Below are 16,086 nucleotides of genomic sequence, written 5' to 3' on the forward strand. Positions count from 1 at the left end.
GGCAACGGCTGACTAAAATTTCGCCTGTCGCATCGCGGCTACCACGCTTAGCTTTCGCGGCGTCCAGCCCTCTCCCCGGAGTCCCCCCATGCCCCTCCTCATCCGCGGCGGCACCGTCGTCAATCATGATCATTCGCGCCGTGCGGACGTGCTGATCGACGGCGACACCATTGTCGCGGTCGGCGCATCGATCGAGGCCCCCACGGGCACGGAGATCGTCGATGCCGGCGGCGCCTACGTCATCCCCGGCGGGATCGATCCGCATACGCATCTCGAAATGCCGTTCATGGGCACCGTCACCGCCGACGATTTCGAATCGGGAACGAAGGCGGCGCTCGTCGGCGGCACCACCATGGTGGTGGATTTCTGCCTGCCCGATCCCGGCCAGTCGATGCTCGCGGCCTATCAGGAGTGGCGGCACAAATCCGAGAAGGCGGCCTCCGACTACGGCTTCCACATGGCGGTGACGTCGTGGTCGAAGCAGATCTATGACGAGATGGAGACCGTGGTCAAAACCTACGGCATCAACACCTTCAAGCATTTCATGGCCTACAAGGGCGCACTGATGGTGAACGATGACGAGCTCTATAATTCCTTCGCGCGCTGCGCCCATCTCGGCGCCATGCCGGTGGTGCATGCGGAGAATGGCGACGTCGTCGCCCTGATGCAGGAGGCGCTGATCGCGCGCGGCGTCACCGGCCCCGAGGGCCACGCTTATTCGCGGCCGCCGGAGGTCGAGGGCGAAGCCACCAACCGCGCCATCATGATCGCGGACATGACGGGCACGCCGGTCTACATCGTGCACACCAGTTGCCGCGAGGCGCATGAGGCTATTGCGCGGGCGCGCGCCGCCGGAAAGCGCGTCTATGGCGAGCCGCTGATCCAGCATCTCTTGCTCGACGCCGGCGAGTATCAGAACAAGGACTGGAATCATTCCGCGCAGCGGGTGATGTCGCCGCCGTTCCGCGACAGATCCCACCAGGACAGCCTGTGGGCCGGCCTGCAATCCGGCTCGCTCCAGGTGGTCGCAACCGACCACTGCGCCTTCACGACCGAGCAGAAGCGGTTCGGACTCGGCGACTTCAGGAAGATCCCGAACGGCACCGGCGGCCTGGAAGATCGCCTTGCGCTGCTGTGGACCGCCGGCGTCGCCACGGGACGGCTGACGAAGGAAGAATTCGTCGCGGTGACCTCGGCCAACATCGCCCGCATCCTCAACATCTATCCGCGCAAGGGCGCGGTCGCCCTGGGCTCGGATGCCGATATCGTGGTGTGGGATCCCAAGGCAACCAAGACCATCAGCGCGAAGCGGCAGATGAGCCGGATCGATTACAACGTGTTCGAAGGCTTTGCCTGCACCGGCGGACCCGCAGCGACGCTGTCGCGCGGCCGCATCGTATGGAAGGCTGGCGATCTGCGCGCCGAAGCCGGCGACGGCCGCTATGTCGAGCGTCCCGCGTTCTCACCGGTACATGTGGCGAATTCCACCTGGAAGGAGCTGACTGCGCCGCGCGCGGTCAGCCGTGGCGCAGTCACACCCTGAGAACGCAGTCCGTGCGGGATGCGACGCCATGAAGCGCGGTTGATGGCACGCGCTTTGCCTCTTTATGTCGCAAATCTCTCTCGAGGAGGCACCAATGAGCGCATCATCTTTCCATGTAAGCCGCCGCAACGTGATGCTCGGCGGTCTCGGCGCTGCCGGAATGACGGCATTCGCTCCGCGCTTCGCCTCGGCGCAGGGCCGCGCGGAGACGCTGCTGGTGGTGCAGGAGCTGGGACCGAACTCGCTCGACATGCAAGGCGTCGGCTCGAATCAGACGGTCAACGGCCTGTCCTGGAATTGTTACGATCGCCTGCTGACCTACGCCGCCAAGACGCTGCCCGATGGCACGCCCTCTTATGATCGCGCGACGCTCGCGCCCGAGCTGGCGGAAAGCTGGGAGGTCGCCGCCGACGGCATGTCCTGCACTTTCAAGCTGAGACCGACCGCGAAATTCCACGACGGCACGCCGGTCACGGCGAAGGACGTCAAATGGTCGTTCGACCGCGCCGTGAAGGTCGGCGGCTTTCCGACCTTCCAGATGTCGGCCGGGTCGCTCGAAAAGCCCGAGCAGTTCGTGGTCGTCGACGACCACACCTTCCGCATCGACTATGTGCGCAAGGACAAGATGCTGCTGTTCAACGTCGCGGTCGTCGTGCCCTTCATCATCAACTCCGAACTGGCAAAGAAGAACGCGACGCCGGAGGATCCCTGGGCCCTGGCGTGGCTCAAGACCAACGAGGCCGGCGGCGGGGCCTACAGGATCGAAAGCTGGAAGCCGGGCAGCGAGACCGTGTTCACGCGCTTCGACGACTGGACGAGCGGACCATTGCCGAAGATCAAGCGCGTGATCGCGCGCGATGTACCGTCCGCGGGCACGCGGCGCGCGATGCTCGAACGAGGAGATGCGGACCTCTCCAGCGGATTTGCGCCGCGTGATTTCGAGCAGATCCTCAAGGAGGGCAAGGTCAAGGTTTCGGGTGTGCCGATCCCCAATGCGCTTTGGTACGTGGCGCTCAACACCGCGAAGCCTCCGTTCGACAACGTCAAGCTGCGCCAAGCCGTCGCCTGGGCGATGCCTTACGAGCAGATCCAGAGCAGCGCCTTCTTCGGACGCGCGGTTCCCATGTATGGCGGAGCGAGCGACGTCTCAAAGCCGGTATGGCCGCAGCCGTTCCCCTATGTCACCGATCTCGACAAGGCCAAGGCGCTGATGAAGGAAGCCGGATTCGAATCCGGCCTGGAGACCACCTTGTCGCTCGACACCGGCACGGCGACGGTCGGCGAGCCGACCGCCATCCTGATCCAGGAAAGTCTCGCCAAGATCGGCATCAAGGCATCGATCGAAAAGATTCCCGGCGCGAACTGGCGCACCACGCTGAACAAGAAGGAGTTGCCGCTCGCGCTCAACCGCTTCAGCGGCTGGCTCGATTATCCCGAATATTACTTCTACTGGAATTTTCACGGCAACAATTCGATCTTCAACATCTCCTCCTATCAGAACAAGGAGATGGACGCGCTGATCGACAAGGCGCGGTTCACCACGGACGCGGCGGAATACGACAAGGCCGTGAAGGACTTCGTGGCGCTCTGCATGCGCGACGTTCCCGTCGTTCCGCTCAACCAGCCGATCCACGACGTCGCCATGCAAAAAGGCGTGTCCGGCTACGAATTCTGGTTTCACCGCGAGCCGGACTATCGTCAGTTCGTGAAGGGCTAATGCTGATCGACGACACGGACGACGCGTGAGGCAGCTCGCGCCTGCTCCGTCGGCAAGGCCTTCTCCAGCCGCGCCTGGCTCGCGCGCAGCGTCGCCGCATCGAGCCTGCCTTGCCGCGATCCCTCCAGCGCGCATTGGAAGATCCGATAGAACTGCGCGCCGTCATAGGCGACCAGCAGCAGGTCGACCCCGGCGTTGATGGCCTCGACCACGGCCTTGCAGACGTCATTCTGGTAGATCGCGCCCATCACGAGATCGTCGGTCATCACCACGCCCTGGTACTTCCACTTGTCGCGAATGATCCCCTCGACGACGCGCTTCGAGTGGGAGGCCGCGCGATCCGGATCGACCGCGGTGAGCGTGACGTGGCCGACCATGAGCGCACTGTGCGACTGCGACAGCACCTCGCGAAACGGGAGCCAATCGGTCGTCTCCAGCTCCCTGACCGGCGTATCGAGATTGGCGCTGAAATGATGCGTGTCGGTGCGAACGCGGCCGATGCCGGGGAAATGTTTGAGCGTGGCGCCGACGCCGGAGGCCTCCAGCCCGCGCACATAGGCGCTCGCGATCGCGCTGACGACAACGGGATCGGTGGCAATCGCACGCTGGCCGATCAGCGTATGGAAATCGAGACGGTTGCGCCGGACCGGCGGCTTCAAGTCGAGCACCGGTGCCAGATTGAGGTTGACGCCGAGCCCGGCGAGCTCCCGCCCGTGGATGCGGCCGAACTCTTCGGCCTTGACCTGCTGGTCGTCGGGCGCGAGCCCGGTGAGCGTCGCCAGCGCCGGCACCTTCGTCAGCGGCGGCGCAAGATGCCCGACGATGCCGCCCTCCTGATCGGCGGCGACGACCAGGGGCGGCAGGCCTGCGACGCGCCGCTTGTCCTGGAGCGCGGCGATCTCGGCACGCAGCGCCTCGACCGTTCGTCCCCGGATGTTGTGCCGGGTGACGTAGATGCCGCCGATCAGGCCCTGCCCGGCGAGGCGCGCGACCCCGGGGAAGGACGAATAGCCGACCATGAAGTGGGGGCCGAGCTGCCGCGCCTCGGTGGCGCTGGCCCCGAGAACGTCGTGCTTGCGCAGTTCGAATCGTAGATGCGCCGCCGCCATCAGCAGCGGCGGCAGGCACCAGAGCAGAACGAGCGGCTTGCCGGCGATCCGGCGCCAATGCCCCCGGCGCACGAGGACGACGATGATCATGATGCTTGCGGCGACAAGCGCGACGTTTCCGGCGCCGCGCAGCACGAGCAGATAGGGATCGTTCTTGTTGGCAGCCGCGAATGCGAGGACGGGCGCGGCCAGCCAGAGCAGGATGAAGCCGATACGACGGAGGAATTGCATGATGCATCACGCGTGCGGTGGCGAATGCTTCGCACCTATCAAAGCGATTCACGCCGCGCGAGAGTCAAAAGCGCGCCTGCACGGAAACTGCACCAAACTCCTGAAGCCGTGCAGACGATGATCCCGCCTTCTGCACAGGGGACGTTCAGACTTCGTGATGTCACCCATCACGAAAGGTCTTTTGGACATGACGAGCCTGGCATCGACCATAGCAGCGGAAATCCAGCCGATGAGGCATTCATCGCTTCCGGCCAAGCTCGGCCTCGCGCTGACGCTCGCCGCGCTCGCCGACTGGCTGTTCTATGGCGAGCGGATCGGACTTTCTCTCACGCTCTTTGCCGTCGCGATCGCCTCCGTGTCCGTGCTCTTCAATCACGCGGCACTGGATTTTCGGCGCGCGGCGATCGGCGGCGCGGTCGTCACGCTCGGTCTCGTGCCGGCCGTCGAGGAGCTCAACACGCTGTCGTTCCTGATTCTCGTCACGTCGCTGACGATTGCGCTGCTGCTCGCGACCAATCCGGAGACGACTGAACTCGCCGACCGCGCCCGCGCGCTGCGCAATTTCTTCCTGCTCGGTCCCTTCAGATTCGTCCCCGACGCGCTCCAGGTCTTCAACATGTCGGCGTTCACCCGCGGCATCGCGCTCTGGGTGCTGCCCGCGGCGCTGAGCACCGTCTTTGTCGCGCTGTTCGCCGCGGCCAATCCGGTGATCGAGCAGTGGGTGTCCCTGCTCAATCCAAAGCTCATCCTCGAATATATCAGCATCCCGCGTGTGCTGTTCTGGACGTTGATGCTGGCGCTGGTCTGGCCGTTCATCCATGTGCGCTGGCGACGCAGGAAAGTTCTCACCACGACCGTCGACGATGGCCCGGTGCCGCCGCCGCTCCGGCCCCTGGTCTCGGCCGAGTTCCTGGGCCCCTCCACCATTCTGCGTTCGCTGATCCTGTTCAATCTGCTGTTCGCGGCGCAATCCATTCTCGATGGCATCTACCTCTGGGGCCATGTGGCGTTGCCGGCCAATTTGACCTATGCGGCCTATGCCCATCGCGGCGCCTATCCGCTGATCGCGACTGCGCTACTTGCCGCCGCCTTCGTGCTGGTCGCGATGCGGCCAGGCGGACCGGCCGAGAAATCGACGGTGATCCGGCCGCTGGTCTATCTCTGGGTGGGTCAGAACGTGCTTCTGGTCGCCTCCTCCATTCTCCGCCTCGACCTCTACGTGGATATCTACATGCTGACCTACTGGCGCATCGCGGCCTTCATCTGGATGGGGCTGGTGGCGCTCGGGCTGGTCCTGATCGTTGCCCGCATCGCGCTCAACCGGCCCAACCGGTGGCTCGTCGGCGCCAACCTGATCGCGTTAACGATCGTGTTGTATAGCTGCTCGCTCGTGAACTTCGATGCGTTCATTGCCGACTATAATGTCGCTCACAGCCGGGAGGCATCGGGCAAAGGCGTGCAGATCGATATCAATTACCTTCTCACGCTCGGGCCGCAGGCGCTGCCCGCGATCGACAAGGCGATCGCGCTCCGCGCCGGCGCAAGCGAAAGCTGCCTTGTGTCGCGCCGCGACCGCCTTGTAGAACTTCAGCGTCAGGATCTGGCCTGGCGGGCCTGGGGCTTTCGCAGCTGGCGGCTACAACGCCGGCTGGATGCGCAGGCGAAGACTCAGCCCGGCGACCAACCGGCGGGCTGACGAGGAAGCGGAGAGGGTCTTGGCGCATCGCATTCTCATCGTCGACGACGAAGGCCACATCCGCGAGGTCATCCGCGTGGCGCTGAAGAAGGCCGGCATGGACGTGATCGAGGCGCGCGACGGCAAGGAGGCACTCAGCCGATTTGCCGCCGACCGGCCCGACCTGATCGTGCTCGACATCGGCATGCCGGAGTTCGACGGCCTCGACGTCTGCCGCGAGATACGCAAGACCTCGGACGTGCCGATCCTGTTCCTGTCGGCGCGCGACGAGGAGATCGACCGCATCCTCGGCCTCGAGATCGGCGGCGACGATTACGTGACAAAGCCGTTCAGCCCGCGCGAGCTGGTGGCGCGGGTCAACGTCATCCTCCGCCGCCTCAGCCCGCGCAACGGCGACGCCAAGGCCGGGCCGAGCGCGCTGTCGCAAGGCGGCCTCCTGATCGATCCCGAGCAGCATGTGGCGTCCTTTGCCGGCACGCCGCTGAAACTGACTGCGATCGAGTTCGGGATCCTGCGCGCGTTCCTGACCCGGCCGACTTCGGTGTTCAACCGCGAGCAGCTGATGCGGGCGGCCTATCAGCTCAACATCCAGGTCTCCGACCGCACCATCGACAGCCACATCCGCAACATCCGCGCCAAGCTTGCGGCGCTCGCTTGCGACAATGTGATCGAGACCATCCATGGCGTCGGCTTCAAGCTCGGCCGCTGCGAGAAACAGGCATGAGCGCGGCCCCCGACAAATGGCGGCCGTCGCTCACCCTCGTGATCTTCGCGGTGCTGACCACCGTCGGCGTGCTGCCGCTGGTCGGCCTGTTCTTCTTCCGCCTCTACGACAACCAGCTGATCCGCCAGACCCAGGCCGAGCTGATCGCGCAGAGCCGCGTGGTGGCGACGATCTATGCGCAGGAGGTCACGGCCCGGCTCGATGGCGGCCTGACGCTCGGCATCGAGGTGCCGCCCGGCGTGCTGCCCGATCCCGGCGACCAGGTCACGCCGATCCGTCCGGCGCTTGACCTCACCGCCAACGACCTGTTGCGGCGGCGGCCGGATGCGCAAGCAGCGACCCGGCCGGCGCAGCCAGCCTATGTCGAGATCGGCGCCAGGCTGACACCGATCATCCGCGAGACCCAGAAGGTGACGCTGGCGGGCTTTCGCATCCTCGATCCGCAAGGCGTGGTGATCGCAGGGCGCCAGGAGGTCGGGCAATCGCTCGCCCATATCGAGGAGGTGGCCGACGCGCTGCGCGGCCAATACCGCGCCACCTTGCGCAACCGCGTGCCGGACAAGCCGCCGCCGCCGATCTATTCCTTCAGCCGCGGGCTCGGCGTGCACGTGTTCTCGGCGATGCCCGTCATCGTCAACAACCGCGTTGCGGGGGTGATCTACACCACGCGGACGCCGAGCAACATCTTCGACCATCTCTACCAGGAGCGGGCCAAGTTCGTGCTGGCGGGGCTCGCCGTGATCCTCGGCACCATCGCGATCGGGCTGGTGTTCTCGCGCACCATCACGCTGCCGATGCGCGAACTGATCGATCGCGCCGCGCGGATCGGCCGCGGCGACCGGGAAGCCTTCAAGCCGCTCAGGCATTACGGCACCCGCGAGTTCGCCCAGCTCTCGCACAGCTTCCTCGGCATGGCCGAGCAGCTGGCGCGACGCTCGGATTACATCGCGACGTTCTCGGCGCATCTCACCCACGAACTGAAATCGCCGTTGACCTCGATCAAGGGCGCAGCCGAGCTGTTGCAGGATTCGCTTCAGGGCAGGGCCGACGGCCTGACGCCCGCCGAGCAGAAGACCTTCATCGCCAACATCCTGTCGGACACACAGCGGCTGGAGGCGATGGCGCAGCGGCTGCGCGAACTGGCCCGCGCCGAGAGCCTGCCGCAGAACGAGCGCACCGAGCTCGCGCCCGTCATCGCCGACCTCAAGAGCCGGTTTCCGGCAAGCGCGATTCTAGCCAGCGGCAGCCTCGACCGGCCGATCGGCATGTCCGGCGAAAAAGCGCTGATCGTCCTGTCGCATCTCGCCGACAACGCGATGCGGCACAAGGCGAGGTCAATCCGGCTGGAGGCGGTCGACGAGCGCACGACCTTGCTTCTGACGGTGAGCAATGACGGGGAGCCGATCTCGGCGCCGAACCGCGACAGGATATTTGACGCCTTCTTCACCACCCGCCGCGACCAGGGCRGGACCGGGATGGGGCTCGCGATTGCGCGCGCGGTGATGGCGAGCCATGGCGGCTCGATCCGGCTCAAGCCGACCGACGAGGGCGCGGCGTTCGAGCTCCGGTTTCCCGCAGCCTAGATCGCGAACACCCAGGCGGCGACGATGGTGCCGATGGTGACCAGGCCGGCGATGGTCCAGCCGGCGGCATATTCCAGCTCAGGGTGACCATTCGCCCGCATGATCTCGGCCGGATCGGCGGTATGCTTCCACTGCTCTGCCATTACAGCCTCGCACGTTTCTCCCCGCGTCATAGGTAAGTCGCCACAGCCGCCATAAGGTTCCATCACGGAAGCGCGAGGGACAAAAACGCGCAAACAACCCCATGCACAGTAGAACGACCTGGCCCGGCATGAAGCAGGGTCGCGCTGCGCAAGCGCTTGAGGCGTCGGGGCAAAACAGCCGCGACGCGCAACCGCCGCGGGGTTGGCAGGCTTGCCTTCCGAATCCGATTGCATGCTACAGTGCACGCACGCATCCATGGCGGGAGGGACGCATGGCCGACAACAAGGCAAAACGGGGCGGAGCCGATCGCGCGCTGATTGCGCTCACCGAGAGGTACGAAGTCGCCTACTGGTCGAAGAAGTTCAAGGTGACGCCGGCCAAGCTGAAATACGCCGTCAAGAAGGTCGGCCACTCCGCCAGGAAGGTCGAGGACTACATCAAGCTCCAGAAGCACCGCGCCTCCGACAAGAGCCGGATCGCCTTGAGCGAGGCCTATGAAGTCCGCTATTGGTCGAAGAAATTCAAGATCACCCCGGCAAAGCTGAAGGCCGCCGTCGCGGCGGCCGGCCATTCCTCCAGGAAGGTCGAAGCCTACCTCGCTGCCCAGAAGGCGGCGAAGAAGGCCAAGAAGGCTGCCAAGAAGACTGCGAAGAAGACGATCAAGCGGAAAAAGGCGGCCTAAGGCTTCGGGTCCGGGGGAGACAAGAATGAAATCGGGTCGCGTGATCCTCACCTGCGCCGTCGTTCTTGCCGGCGCCTTCCACGCCGCCGGCGCGTCCGCTGCGGAGCCCGCAAAGGTCTCGGGCGCCACGGCGCTGGCGCTCGCGGGCGTGATCGCACCGCTGTCGCCGGTCCTGTCGGGCGCCGAGAAGAAGGCGATGGCGATGCTGTTCGCCGCCAACAGCGACGTTCCCTACAAGAAGGCGATCGTGGTGACCGCGGACCGGATCGTCTGCCGCACCAGCAATGTCGACATCACGTTACGCAACTGCGAAGTCTCCTTCGGCAAGAAGGTCAAGAACGTGAACGGCTCCACGGCCAACGAGATCTTCGCGACCGAGGCGCTGGCCGGCGTTCCGCCGGATGGCGCGGCGGGATCGAATTTCGAGAGCCTGACCCGGCTGAGCTGCACGATCGACCCCAATGCCATCCGGCGGAAGGACGGCAGCGGGGCGGATTGCACGTTCCAGCCGGAGAATTGAGCCGAACCTGGCGGACAAAACCGGGCGCCGTGAAATCGCCTCAGACGAACTCACTAATAAGGCGAATTGAAAAGACAGGCCAAACCAGCGACGCCATATCAGGCACGCAAGGCCGGCACCAACATGAAGAATTATCTCGCATTTTTCCTTGTTCTGAGTGTCACGGCGGCGTCCGCGCACGGTCCGCTGCCGGCGCGGCTGACGGCGCCCTCCGATCTTGTCCGGGTGGGCCTCACCGATAGCGACACGACCGCCGGCGGCACCGCGCGGCTGTGCGAGCCGGTCTCGTTCTCGCGAGGCCTGCGCTACGGCGAGAGCGAGGCCAACGTGCTCGACGTCGCCACCACCGGCGAGACCAAGGCGGATACGCCCCGGCCCGTGCTGCTGTTCGTGGGGGGCGACACGTTCACCGGTGACCGCGGAGCGCCGGACCTGTCCCGCGAGATCCAGGACCAGGCGATGTGCTTTGCCGCCCGCAACGGCATGATTGGCGTGCGCGTGACCTATCGCCTGGCGCCCGCGGCCGCCTGGCCGATGGGTGCGACCGATGTCGCGGCCGCGCTGTCCTGGGTCCACCAGAACATCGACCTGTTCAACGGCGACGCCCGCGAGATCGTCGCGGTCGGCTATGGCGCCGGCGCCTTCCATGTCGCCAGCCTGCTGGCACATCCCGAATTCCAGACCGACCGCGCCGACGTCGCCGCCGTCGTGCTGGTGTCCGGTATCTACCGCGTGGGCAAGGACGCCAGCGACAGCGAGAAGGCCTATTTCGGCACCGATGCCAGCCAGTACGACAAGCGGTCGGTCTTCCCCGGCATCCTCAACGTCGATGCGCCGATCGTGCTGGCCTGGGCCGCGAACGATCCCGCGAACCTCGTGTCGCAGGGCGAGGTGCTGAAGAAGACGCTGTGCGGCGCCGGCCACTGTCCGCGCAGCACGCTGCTGCGCAGCCGCGACGGCATCGCCGCCGCGTTCGGCCTCGACGGCTCCGGCGACAGCCTCGCCGAGCCGACGCTGCTGCTGGTGCATCAGCTCGAGGCGCGCGGGCTGCCGTAGCCGCCGAAGTAAGCCAAATCGCATTGGCGCCTCCCAGACAATTGTCTCGCTCGCGTTAGCATGCCTCCAACCACGATTCGCGATTTCGTCGCCGCCCGGCATCGCCGCGTGCTATCTAGGAGAGTTATCTGGAGAATTTCTATCTGTGGGGGGTCACTAGGACTAAGGAAATCGGCGTCTCGCACCACTGTGTGACGCGCCGCCGCCACGATCGGAAAACCGATGCTCAAGTTGCTGGCACGATGCGCGGTGATCTCTTTTGTGTTGATTTCGGCGTCGGCCGCCGAACCGGTCAAGCTCAAATTGGCCTTCCCCAGCTCCGACCGCTCGACGAGTTATCTCGCCGCGGTCAGACCGTTTGTCGACGCGGTCAACGCCGAGGCAAGAGGCCTGATCGAAATCGAAACCTATTTCAGCGGCGCGCTCGGCAAGGATCCGGCTGAACAGCCCCAGCTCGTGCTCGATGGTACGGCCGACATCGCCTACGTCGTGACAGGCCTGACGCGCAACCGGTTCGCAGATAATGCAATCGTCGAGATGCCGGGTCTGTTTACGAGCATGCGGGAGTCCGTTCCTGTGTTCACCCGGCTCGTGGCCGCCAACGCATTGCAAGGATACGATGACTACACCGTGATCGGCGCCTACGTCACCGAACCGGAGACGATCCACAGCAAGATCCCGATCACGTCGCTGAATGATTTGAAGGGCAAGAGAATTCGCGTCAACAATCCCGGCGAAGCCGCCGCGCTGGAAAAGCTCGGAGCGCAGCCCGTGTTTCTGCCGGTCACCAAGATCTCGGAAGCCATCGGCAACGGCAGCATCGATGGCGCGCTCGTGCCACCGTCTCCATTGGTCGATTATGGCATCAAACGCGTTGCAACCTATCATTACCTTCTTGGAATCAGCGGCGCGCCATTGATGGTTTTGATGAGCCGGAAAACGTTCAATCGGCTGCCCGAATTGGCCCAGGCGATCATCCTCAAATACAGCGGTGAGTGGGCTGCCGCGCGCTTCATGGATACCTACGAAGCGGCGGAAAACAGCATTATGCGGGAACTGAAGTCCGATCCGAAGCGCCAGGTGATCATGCCCTCGTCGTCGGACCTCGATGCGGCAAATGCCGTGTTCGCAGCCATTGCCAATGATTGGGCTTCAAAAAGTGAGCACAATGCCGAGCTGCTGAAAACGGTCCGGACCGAGCTCACGAAAATGCGATCGACCCGGTAGCCGCGGATGCCGTCGCTCGCCAACATCTGGCCTCAGCGAAACATCGTCACCATCGTCGCTGCGCTCGCCATTCTGTTGACGGGCACCGGGATGACCCTGAAGATCACGACCGATCACCTTCTCCGCCAAGATGCGATGTCGACCGCGCGCAGCTGGGCGAGGTTCCTGGCGGCCAGCGTCACCGATCTTGAGCAGATCGCCGGCGGCGAGCAGCCTTCAGCCGCGAGTCTGAGGTTCTTCCTGTCGGCGCGAAATTCCGGCGAGGTCTTTCACTACGAAATATTCAACCGCAATGGCTACTCCCAGCTCGTTTCGACGCGCGAAAAGATCGCGCTCGTCGACTTGTCCGAATACAGCCCCGACGCGGCGCGATCAGTCGCTGACGGTCGGCCGATCGTCGACGTCAGGGAGGGCACTTCGGCCGACCGGCCGGCATTCTTCGCCCTCGCCTATGTCCCGGTCCAGACCGATGGTCGCCTCACCGCGGTCGTTGCGGCCTACGTGGATGAAACCGAGCAACGCAAGAATGTCCACAATACGTTCCTGACCGCGGCCGTATTCCTTTGCCTGCTGTCGGGCCTCGCCTTCTCCATTCCCGCGATTGCGTGGTATCGTGAAACAAAGGTGAAACAGGCTGACCGACGCATCCGATTCCTCGCCCACCATGACGCGTTGACCGGACTGGCCAATCGTCCCCATCTGATCGAAAAACTGGAGAGAGCTCTCGCTCACTTGCCGAAGCGGGGCGGCAGCCTTGCCGTGCACTTCATCGACGTCGACCGCTTCAAGGAGGTCAACGATACGCTTGGTCATGACGGCGGCGATTTTCTGCTCAAGTCCATCGCGGAGCGTTTGCGTGCAACGGTCCGGATCGACGACGTGGTGGCCCGGCTCGGCGGGGACGAGTTCGTCGTCGTGCAGTATGACGTCGCCGGCAGGACGCAGGCCGAGGCGTTTGCGCGCCATCTTGCCACCGCTGTAAATGCTCCGGTGAAGTTCAAGCAGCACGAGATCCTCACCACCGCCAGCATCGGCGTGGCCCTGGCGCCGGAGGAAGGCACCACCGCGGAGCAGTTGCTCAAGAGCGCCGATCTGGCGCTGTACGCGGCCAAGGCTGCCGGCCGCAATTGCATCCGGTTTTTCCTGCCCGAGATGGATACTGCGTTGCACGCGCGGATCGAGCTCGAGAGGACGATCCGCGAGGCGGTGCTAGATGATCGCTTCGAACTGCATTACCAGCCGCTCTTCGAAATGTCTCAGCGCCGCCTTGTCGGCTTCGAAGCGCTGATCCGCATGCCCGCGGCGGACGGAACGTTCATTCCGCCATTGACCTTCATTCCCGTCGCCGAGGAGTTGCGGCTTATCGACCAGATCGGGGCGTGGGTCTTGCGGGAGGCATGCCGCACCGCCGCGACCTGGCCGGAGCACCTGACCGTTGCAGTGAACCTGTCGCCCGCGCAGTTCGTTGCGGGCAGCATCAGCGACATCGTCGCCGCCGCACTGAAAGAGGCGGGCCTCGCGGCGCACCGGCTCGAATTGGAGATCACCGAAAGCCTGCTGCTCGGTAACACCGAAACGATCATGGCGCAGCTCCTGACGCTCAAGGCGATGGGCGTGGCCATCGTGATGGACGATTTCGGGGCCGGCTATTCGAGCTTCAGCTATCTGTGGCGCTTTCCGTTCGACAAGATCAAGATCGATCGAAGCTTCATACAGGGCCTCGACGGCTCCCATTGTCAGGTCGGGACGGTGGTGAAAGCGATCATCGCGCTCGGACGCGAGCTGCACATGCGAGTGACGGTCGAGGGCGTCGAAACCGCCAACCAGGCGGCTTTTCTCGAATCGGCCGACGGTGATCAGGCCCAGGGGTTCTTCTTCGGCCGGCCGGTCCCCGCCTCGGAGCTCGGCGCCAGCATTCTCGCGGACTTTGAGAAGACAACGCCGGCACCTTCGTCCGCGACTGCACAAGCGCCCAAGCCGCGCCTCGTCAACCTATCGGCTGAACGGTAGCACGGCCCCTTGCCTGTATCGGCAAAGCAATAATGATGCGGATTTTCGGATGACTACGTCTGCTGATGGCGCAGTTAACCGACCTCGATATTGCGCGCGATGTCGGCTTTTCGCATGATGACACAAGGCGCTGGAGCGACTTGTTGGTGCAAGGTTTCGCAACCCGTCGGGGCACCCACCAAACGGGTTGGACAACATGGCTATCCTAGCAGCAGACCCTCGCAGCGAGCAGATTCGCTACAAAGAGCATCATGTCCAAGCATCGCGACGGAGAGCGTCGTCCCGGCAAATCGGGACTTCTGATACCCAATGCGGTGGCCGTCGAAACTGAGCAATATTGACCTGCGAATCAGCGTCCTTGAGAGCATGTAGTCTTGGGGGTCGTCATGCCAAAGAGTGCGACAAGGCAGGTAGCGCTGTTGGGAGGGAGGAATGACCACGGAGCGAAGGCAGCCAACCCTTTGGCCCCAGAGTCTCGAAGACGAGATCCGAATGAGGCTCGCTCTCCACTCTCTCGAAAATGAGAACAAGGGCCTGCAAGAATTGGTCGTGCGTCTTTCGGAGACTGTCCTACGACTTGTTTGTCGAAGCGCAGCGCCAAACTCAACGCCCGATACCGATCCATACTGAGCACGTCACTGTCGTTGCCAAGCCGAGCGCTGCTATCGGTTCTTCTCGACCAATGCCCACGTTTGGGCTTTCGGCGCTCGGCCGTTCCCGGTAGCGCGCGTCCTACGTAGGCGCCCGCAATTCGCTCTGAAACCAAGCCAGGGTAATGGCCGATCTCATCGGGTCGACCAGCTCGACCGCGATCTGATCGACGAAATCGCAAGCGGGACATTCGAAGGTATGAATATCAAAACCGGCGAGGCCGGGCGTGATGCGCGCCAGCATCGTTGTTGTCTGGCATTTAGGACATGGTGGTCGCTGAATGGTCATGAGGCTCGCCTGGATGCGGCGGGAGCGCAATACTCTCCGTCACCGATGGATGCCAATGGGGGCGGTGATGGACGATCATGAAATCGTAAGCTCTGCTGCCACTGGTCAATATTGACCGCCATCCAAATTAAGGCCCGCCATCCCAAACGTGATCTTTCACAGATCGATTCATTTTTCATCGGACGATTGCCAAACCAAACCCGCCGAGTGCAAACCCGAGTTCGCCAAGACGGCCTACGGTGCCACACGACACACTCTCTCACCCTAGCGGCCYGTCGGCGCGTCAGCACGCCTGCCATTTTCTTTCGCGGATGACAGGTGCGCGGCTTCGCAACAAGCTATCAAGCCACACGATTGACAAACGCTTGACCTAGATCAAGCGGCCTTGGTGCAGATTGAGCCGACCTCGACGAGGGGCCAATATCAACAAGGTGTCGAACATGCGCGTCATCGGCAAGGTGCTGTTCGTTGGGACGATCGCCATTGCGTCGCTGGGGGCGATGTCTCAACGCGATGCGGAGCGGCCCGGAAGCGACAAGGAAATCCGCATCGGCAATGTGATGCCGTATTCGGGACCGCTTTCGGAATTCGGCGCGATCGGCCAGGCGGAGGCGGCCTATTTCGACATGATCAACGATCGCGGCGGCATCAATGGCCGCAAGGTCCGTTTCATCACGCGCGACGACAATTCCGACCCGACGACGGCGCTGGAGCTGACCCGCAATCTGGTCGAGAAGGACGACGTGCATTTGATGTTCGGGTCGTTCGGCACGCCCGGCAATCTCGCCACGCGCTGGTATCTGAACGAAAAGAAAATCCCGCAGCTTTTCGTCGCCTCCGGCGACGAGGAACTGAGCCAGGCCAAGGCGTTTCCCTGGACCATGGGCTGGCAGCCGTCGTTCCGG

General features: G+C 63.8%; 14 protein-coding genes. 11 read left to right on the top strand and 3 right to left on the bottom strand.

What is annotated here, in order from left to right:
• The first annotated feature begins 88 nt into the window (after window positions 1–88).
• Window positions 89–1,543 (top strand): dihydropyrimidinase, encoded by a 1,455-nt coding sequence (hydA, locus tag ACXJL8_RS12720; protein ID WP_456617434.1) that lies wholly within the window; start codon window positions 89–91, stop codon window positions 1,541–1,543.
• Window positions 1,544–1,637: 94 nt separating this feature from the next.
• Window positions 1,638–3,260, top strand: a complete 1,623-nt coding sequence (locus tag ACXJL8_RS12725; protein WP_456617433.1) for an ABC transporter substrate-binding protein — start codon at window positions 1,638–1,640, stop codon at window positions 3,258–3,260.
• Here the strand turns inward: ACXJL8_RS12725 and ACXJL8_RS12730 are convergent.
• Window positions 3,257–4,600, bottom strand: a complete 1,344-nt coding sequence (locus ACXJL8_RS12730; RefSeq protein ID WP_456617432.1) for a glycoside hydrolase family 3 N-terminal domain-containing protein — start codon at window positions 4,598–4,600, stop codon at window positions 3,257–3,259. The two genes, ACXJL8_RS12725 and ACXJL8_RS12730, sit on opposite strands and share 4 nt — an antisense overlap.
• Before the next feature lie 187 nt (window positions 4,601–4,787).
• Between ACXJL8_RS12730 and ACXJL8_RS12735 the strand changes: the two genes are divergently transcribed.
• From ACXJL8_RS12735 to ACXJL8_RS12745, 3 genes are read left to right on the top strand one after another with little or no spacing between them, the layout of a single operon-like run.
• On the top strand, window positions 4,788–6,296 hold the full coding sequence (locus tag ACXJL8_RS12735) for a DUF4153 domain-containing protein (protein WP_456617431.1): 1,509 nt from the start codon (window positions 4,788–4,790) through the stop codon (window positions 6,294–6,296).
• Between the two features lie 19 nt (window positions 6,297–6,315).
• On the top strand, window positions 6,316–7,020 hold the full coding sequence (locus ACXJL8_RS12740; protein WP_456617430.1) for a response regulator: 705 nt from the start codon (window positions 6,316–6,318) through the stop codon (window positions 7,018–7,020).
• Complete coding sequence (locus tag ACXJL8_RS12745) at window positions 7,017–8,603, top strand: ATP-binding protein (RefSeq protein ID WP_456685065.1); 1,587 nt, start codon at window positions 7,017–7,019, stop codon at window positions 8,601–8,603. The genes ACXJL8_RS12740 and ACXJL8_RS12745 overlap by 4 nt, the downstream gene beginning before the upstream one ends.
• Here ACXJL8_RS12745 and ACXJL8_RS12750 read toward each other — a convergent pair.
• Window positions 8,600–8,746: a hypothetical protein gene (locus ACXJL8_RS12750; protein ID WP_369720875.1), complete on the bottom strand. Its 147-nt coding sequence runs from the start codon at window positions 8,744–8,746 to the stop codon at window positions 8,600–8,602. The two genes, ACXJL8_RS12745 and ACXJL8_RS12750, sit on opposite strands and share 4 nt — an antisense overlap.
• A gap of 272 nt (window positions 8,747–9,018) precedes the next feature.
• Here ACXJL8_RS12750 and ACXJL8_RS12755 point away from each other — a divergent pair, with 272 nt between their 5' ends.
• The 5 genes from ACXJL8_RS12755 (at window position 9,019) to ACXJL8_RS12775 (ending at window position 14,242) form a co-directional block, all read left to right on the top strand.
• Entirely contained in the window at window positions 9,019–9,429 is a 411-nt protein-coding gene (locus ACXJL8_RS12755; protein WP_456617428.1) for a DUF3606 domain-containing protein, read from the top strand.
• Window positions 9,430–9,454: 25 nt separating this feature from the next.
• Window positions 9,455–9,949, top strand: coding sequence for a hypothetical protein (locus tag ACXJL8_RS12760; protein WP_456617427.1), 495 nt, complete (start codon window positions 9,455–9,457; stop codon window positions 9,947–9,949).
• Between the two features lie 123 nt (window positions 9,950–10,072).
• Window positions 10,073–11,005 (top strand): alpha/beta hydrolase, encoded by a 933-nt coding sequence (locus tag ACXJL8_RS12765; RefSeq protein ID WP_456617426.1) that lies wholly within the window; start codon window positions 10,073–10,075, stop codon window positions 11,003–11,005.
• Window positions 11,006–11,227: 222 nt separating this feature from the next.
• Window positions 11,228–12,232, top strand: a complete 1,005-nt coding sequence (dctP, locus tag ACXJL8_RS12770; RefSeq protein ID WP_456617425.1) for a TRAP transporter substrate-binding protein DctP — start codon at window positions 11,228–11,230, stop codon at window positions 12,230–12,232.
• A gap of 6 nt (window positions 12,233–12,238) precedes the next feature.
• Entirely contained in the window at window positions 12,239–14,242 is a 2,004-nt protein-coding gene (locus tag ACXJL8_RS12775; protein ID WP_456617424.1) for a putative bifunctional diguanylate cyclase/phosphodiesterase, read from the top strand.
• A gap of 732 nt (window positions 14,243–14,974) precedes the next feature.
• On the opposite strand, the gene ACXJL8_RS12780 is transcribed toward ACXJL8_RS12775, so the two are convergent.
• Window positions 14,975–15,136, bottom strand: a complete 162-nt coding sequence (locus ACXJL8_RS12780; RefSeq protein WP_456685066.1) for a response regulator — start codon at window positions 15,134–15,136, stop codon at window positions 14,975–14,977.
• A gap of 485 nt (window positions 15,137–15,621) precedes the next feature.
• Between ACXJL8_RS12780 and ACXJL8_RS12785 the strand changes: the two genes are divergently transcribed.
• On the top strand, window positions 15,622–16,086 hold a 465-nt coding region (locus tag ACXJL8_RS12785; protein ID WP_456685067.1), incomplete at its 3' end, for an ABC transporter substrate-binding protein.

The organism is Bradyrhizobium sp. P5_C11_2 (assembly GCF_054049755.1).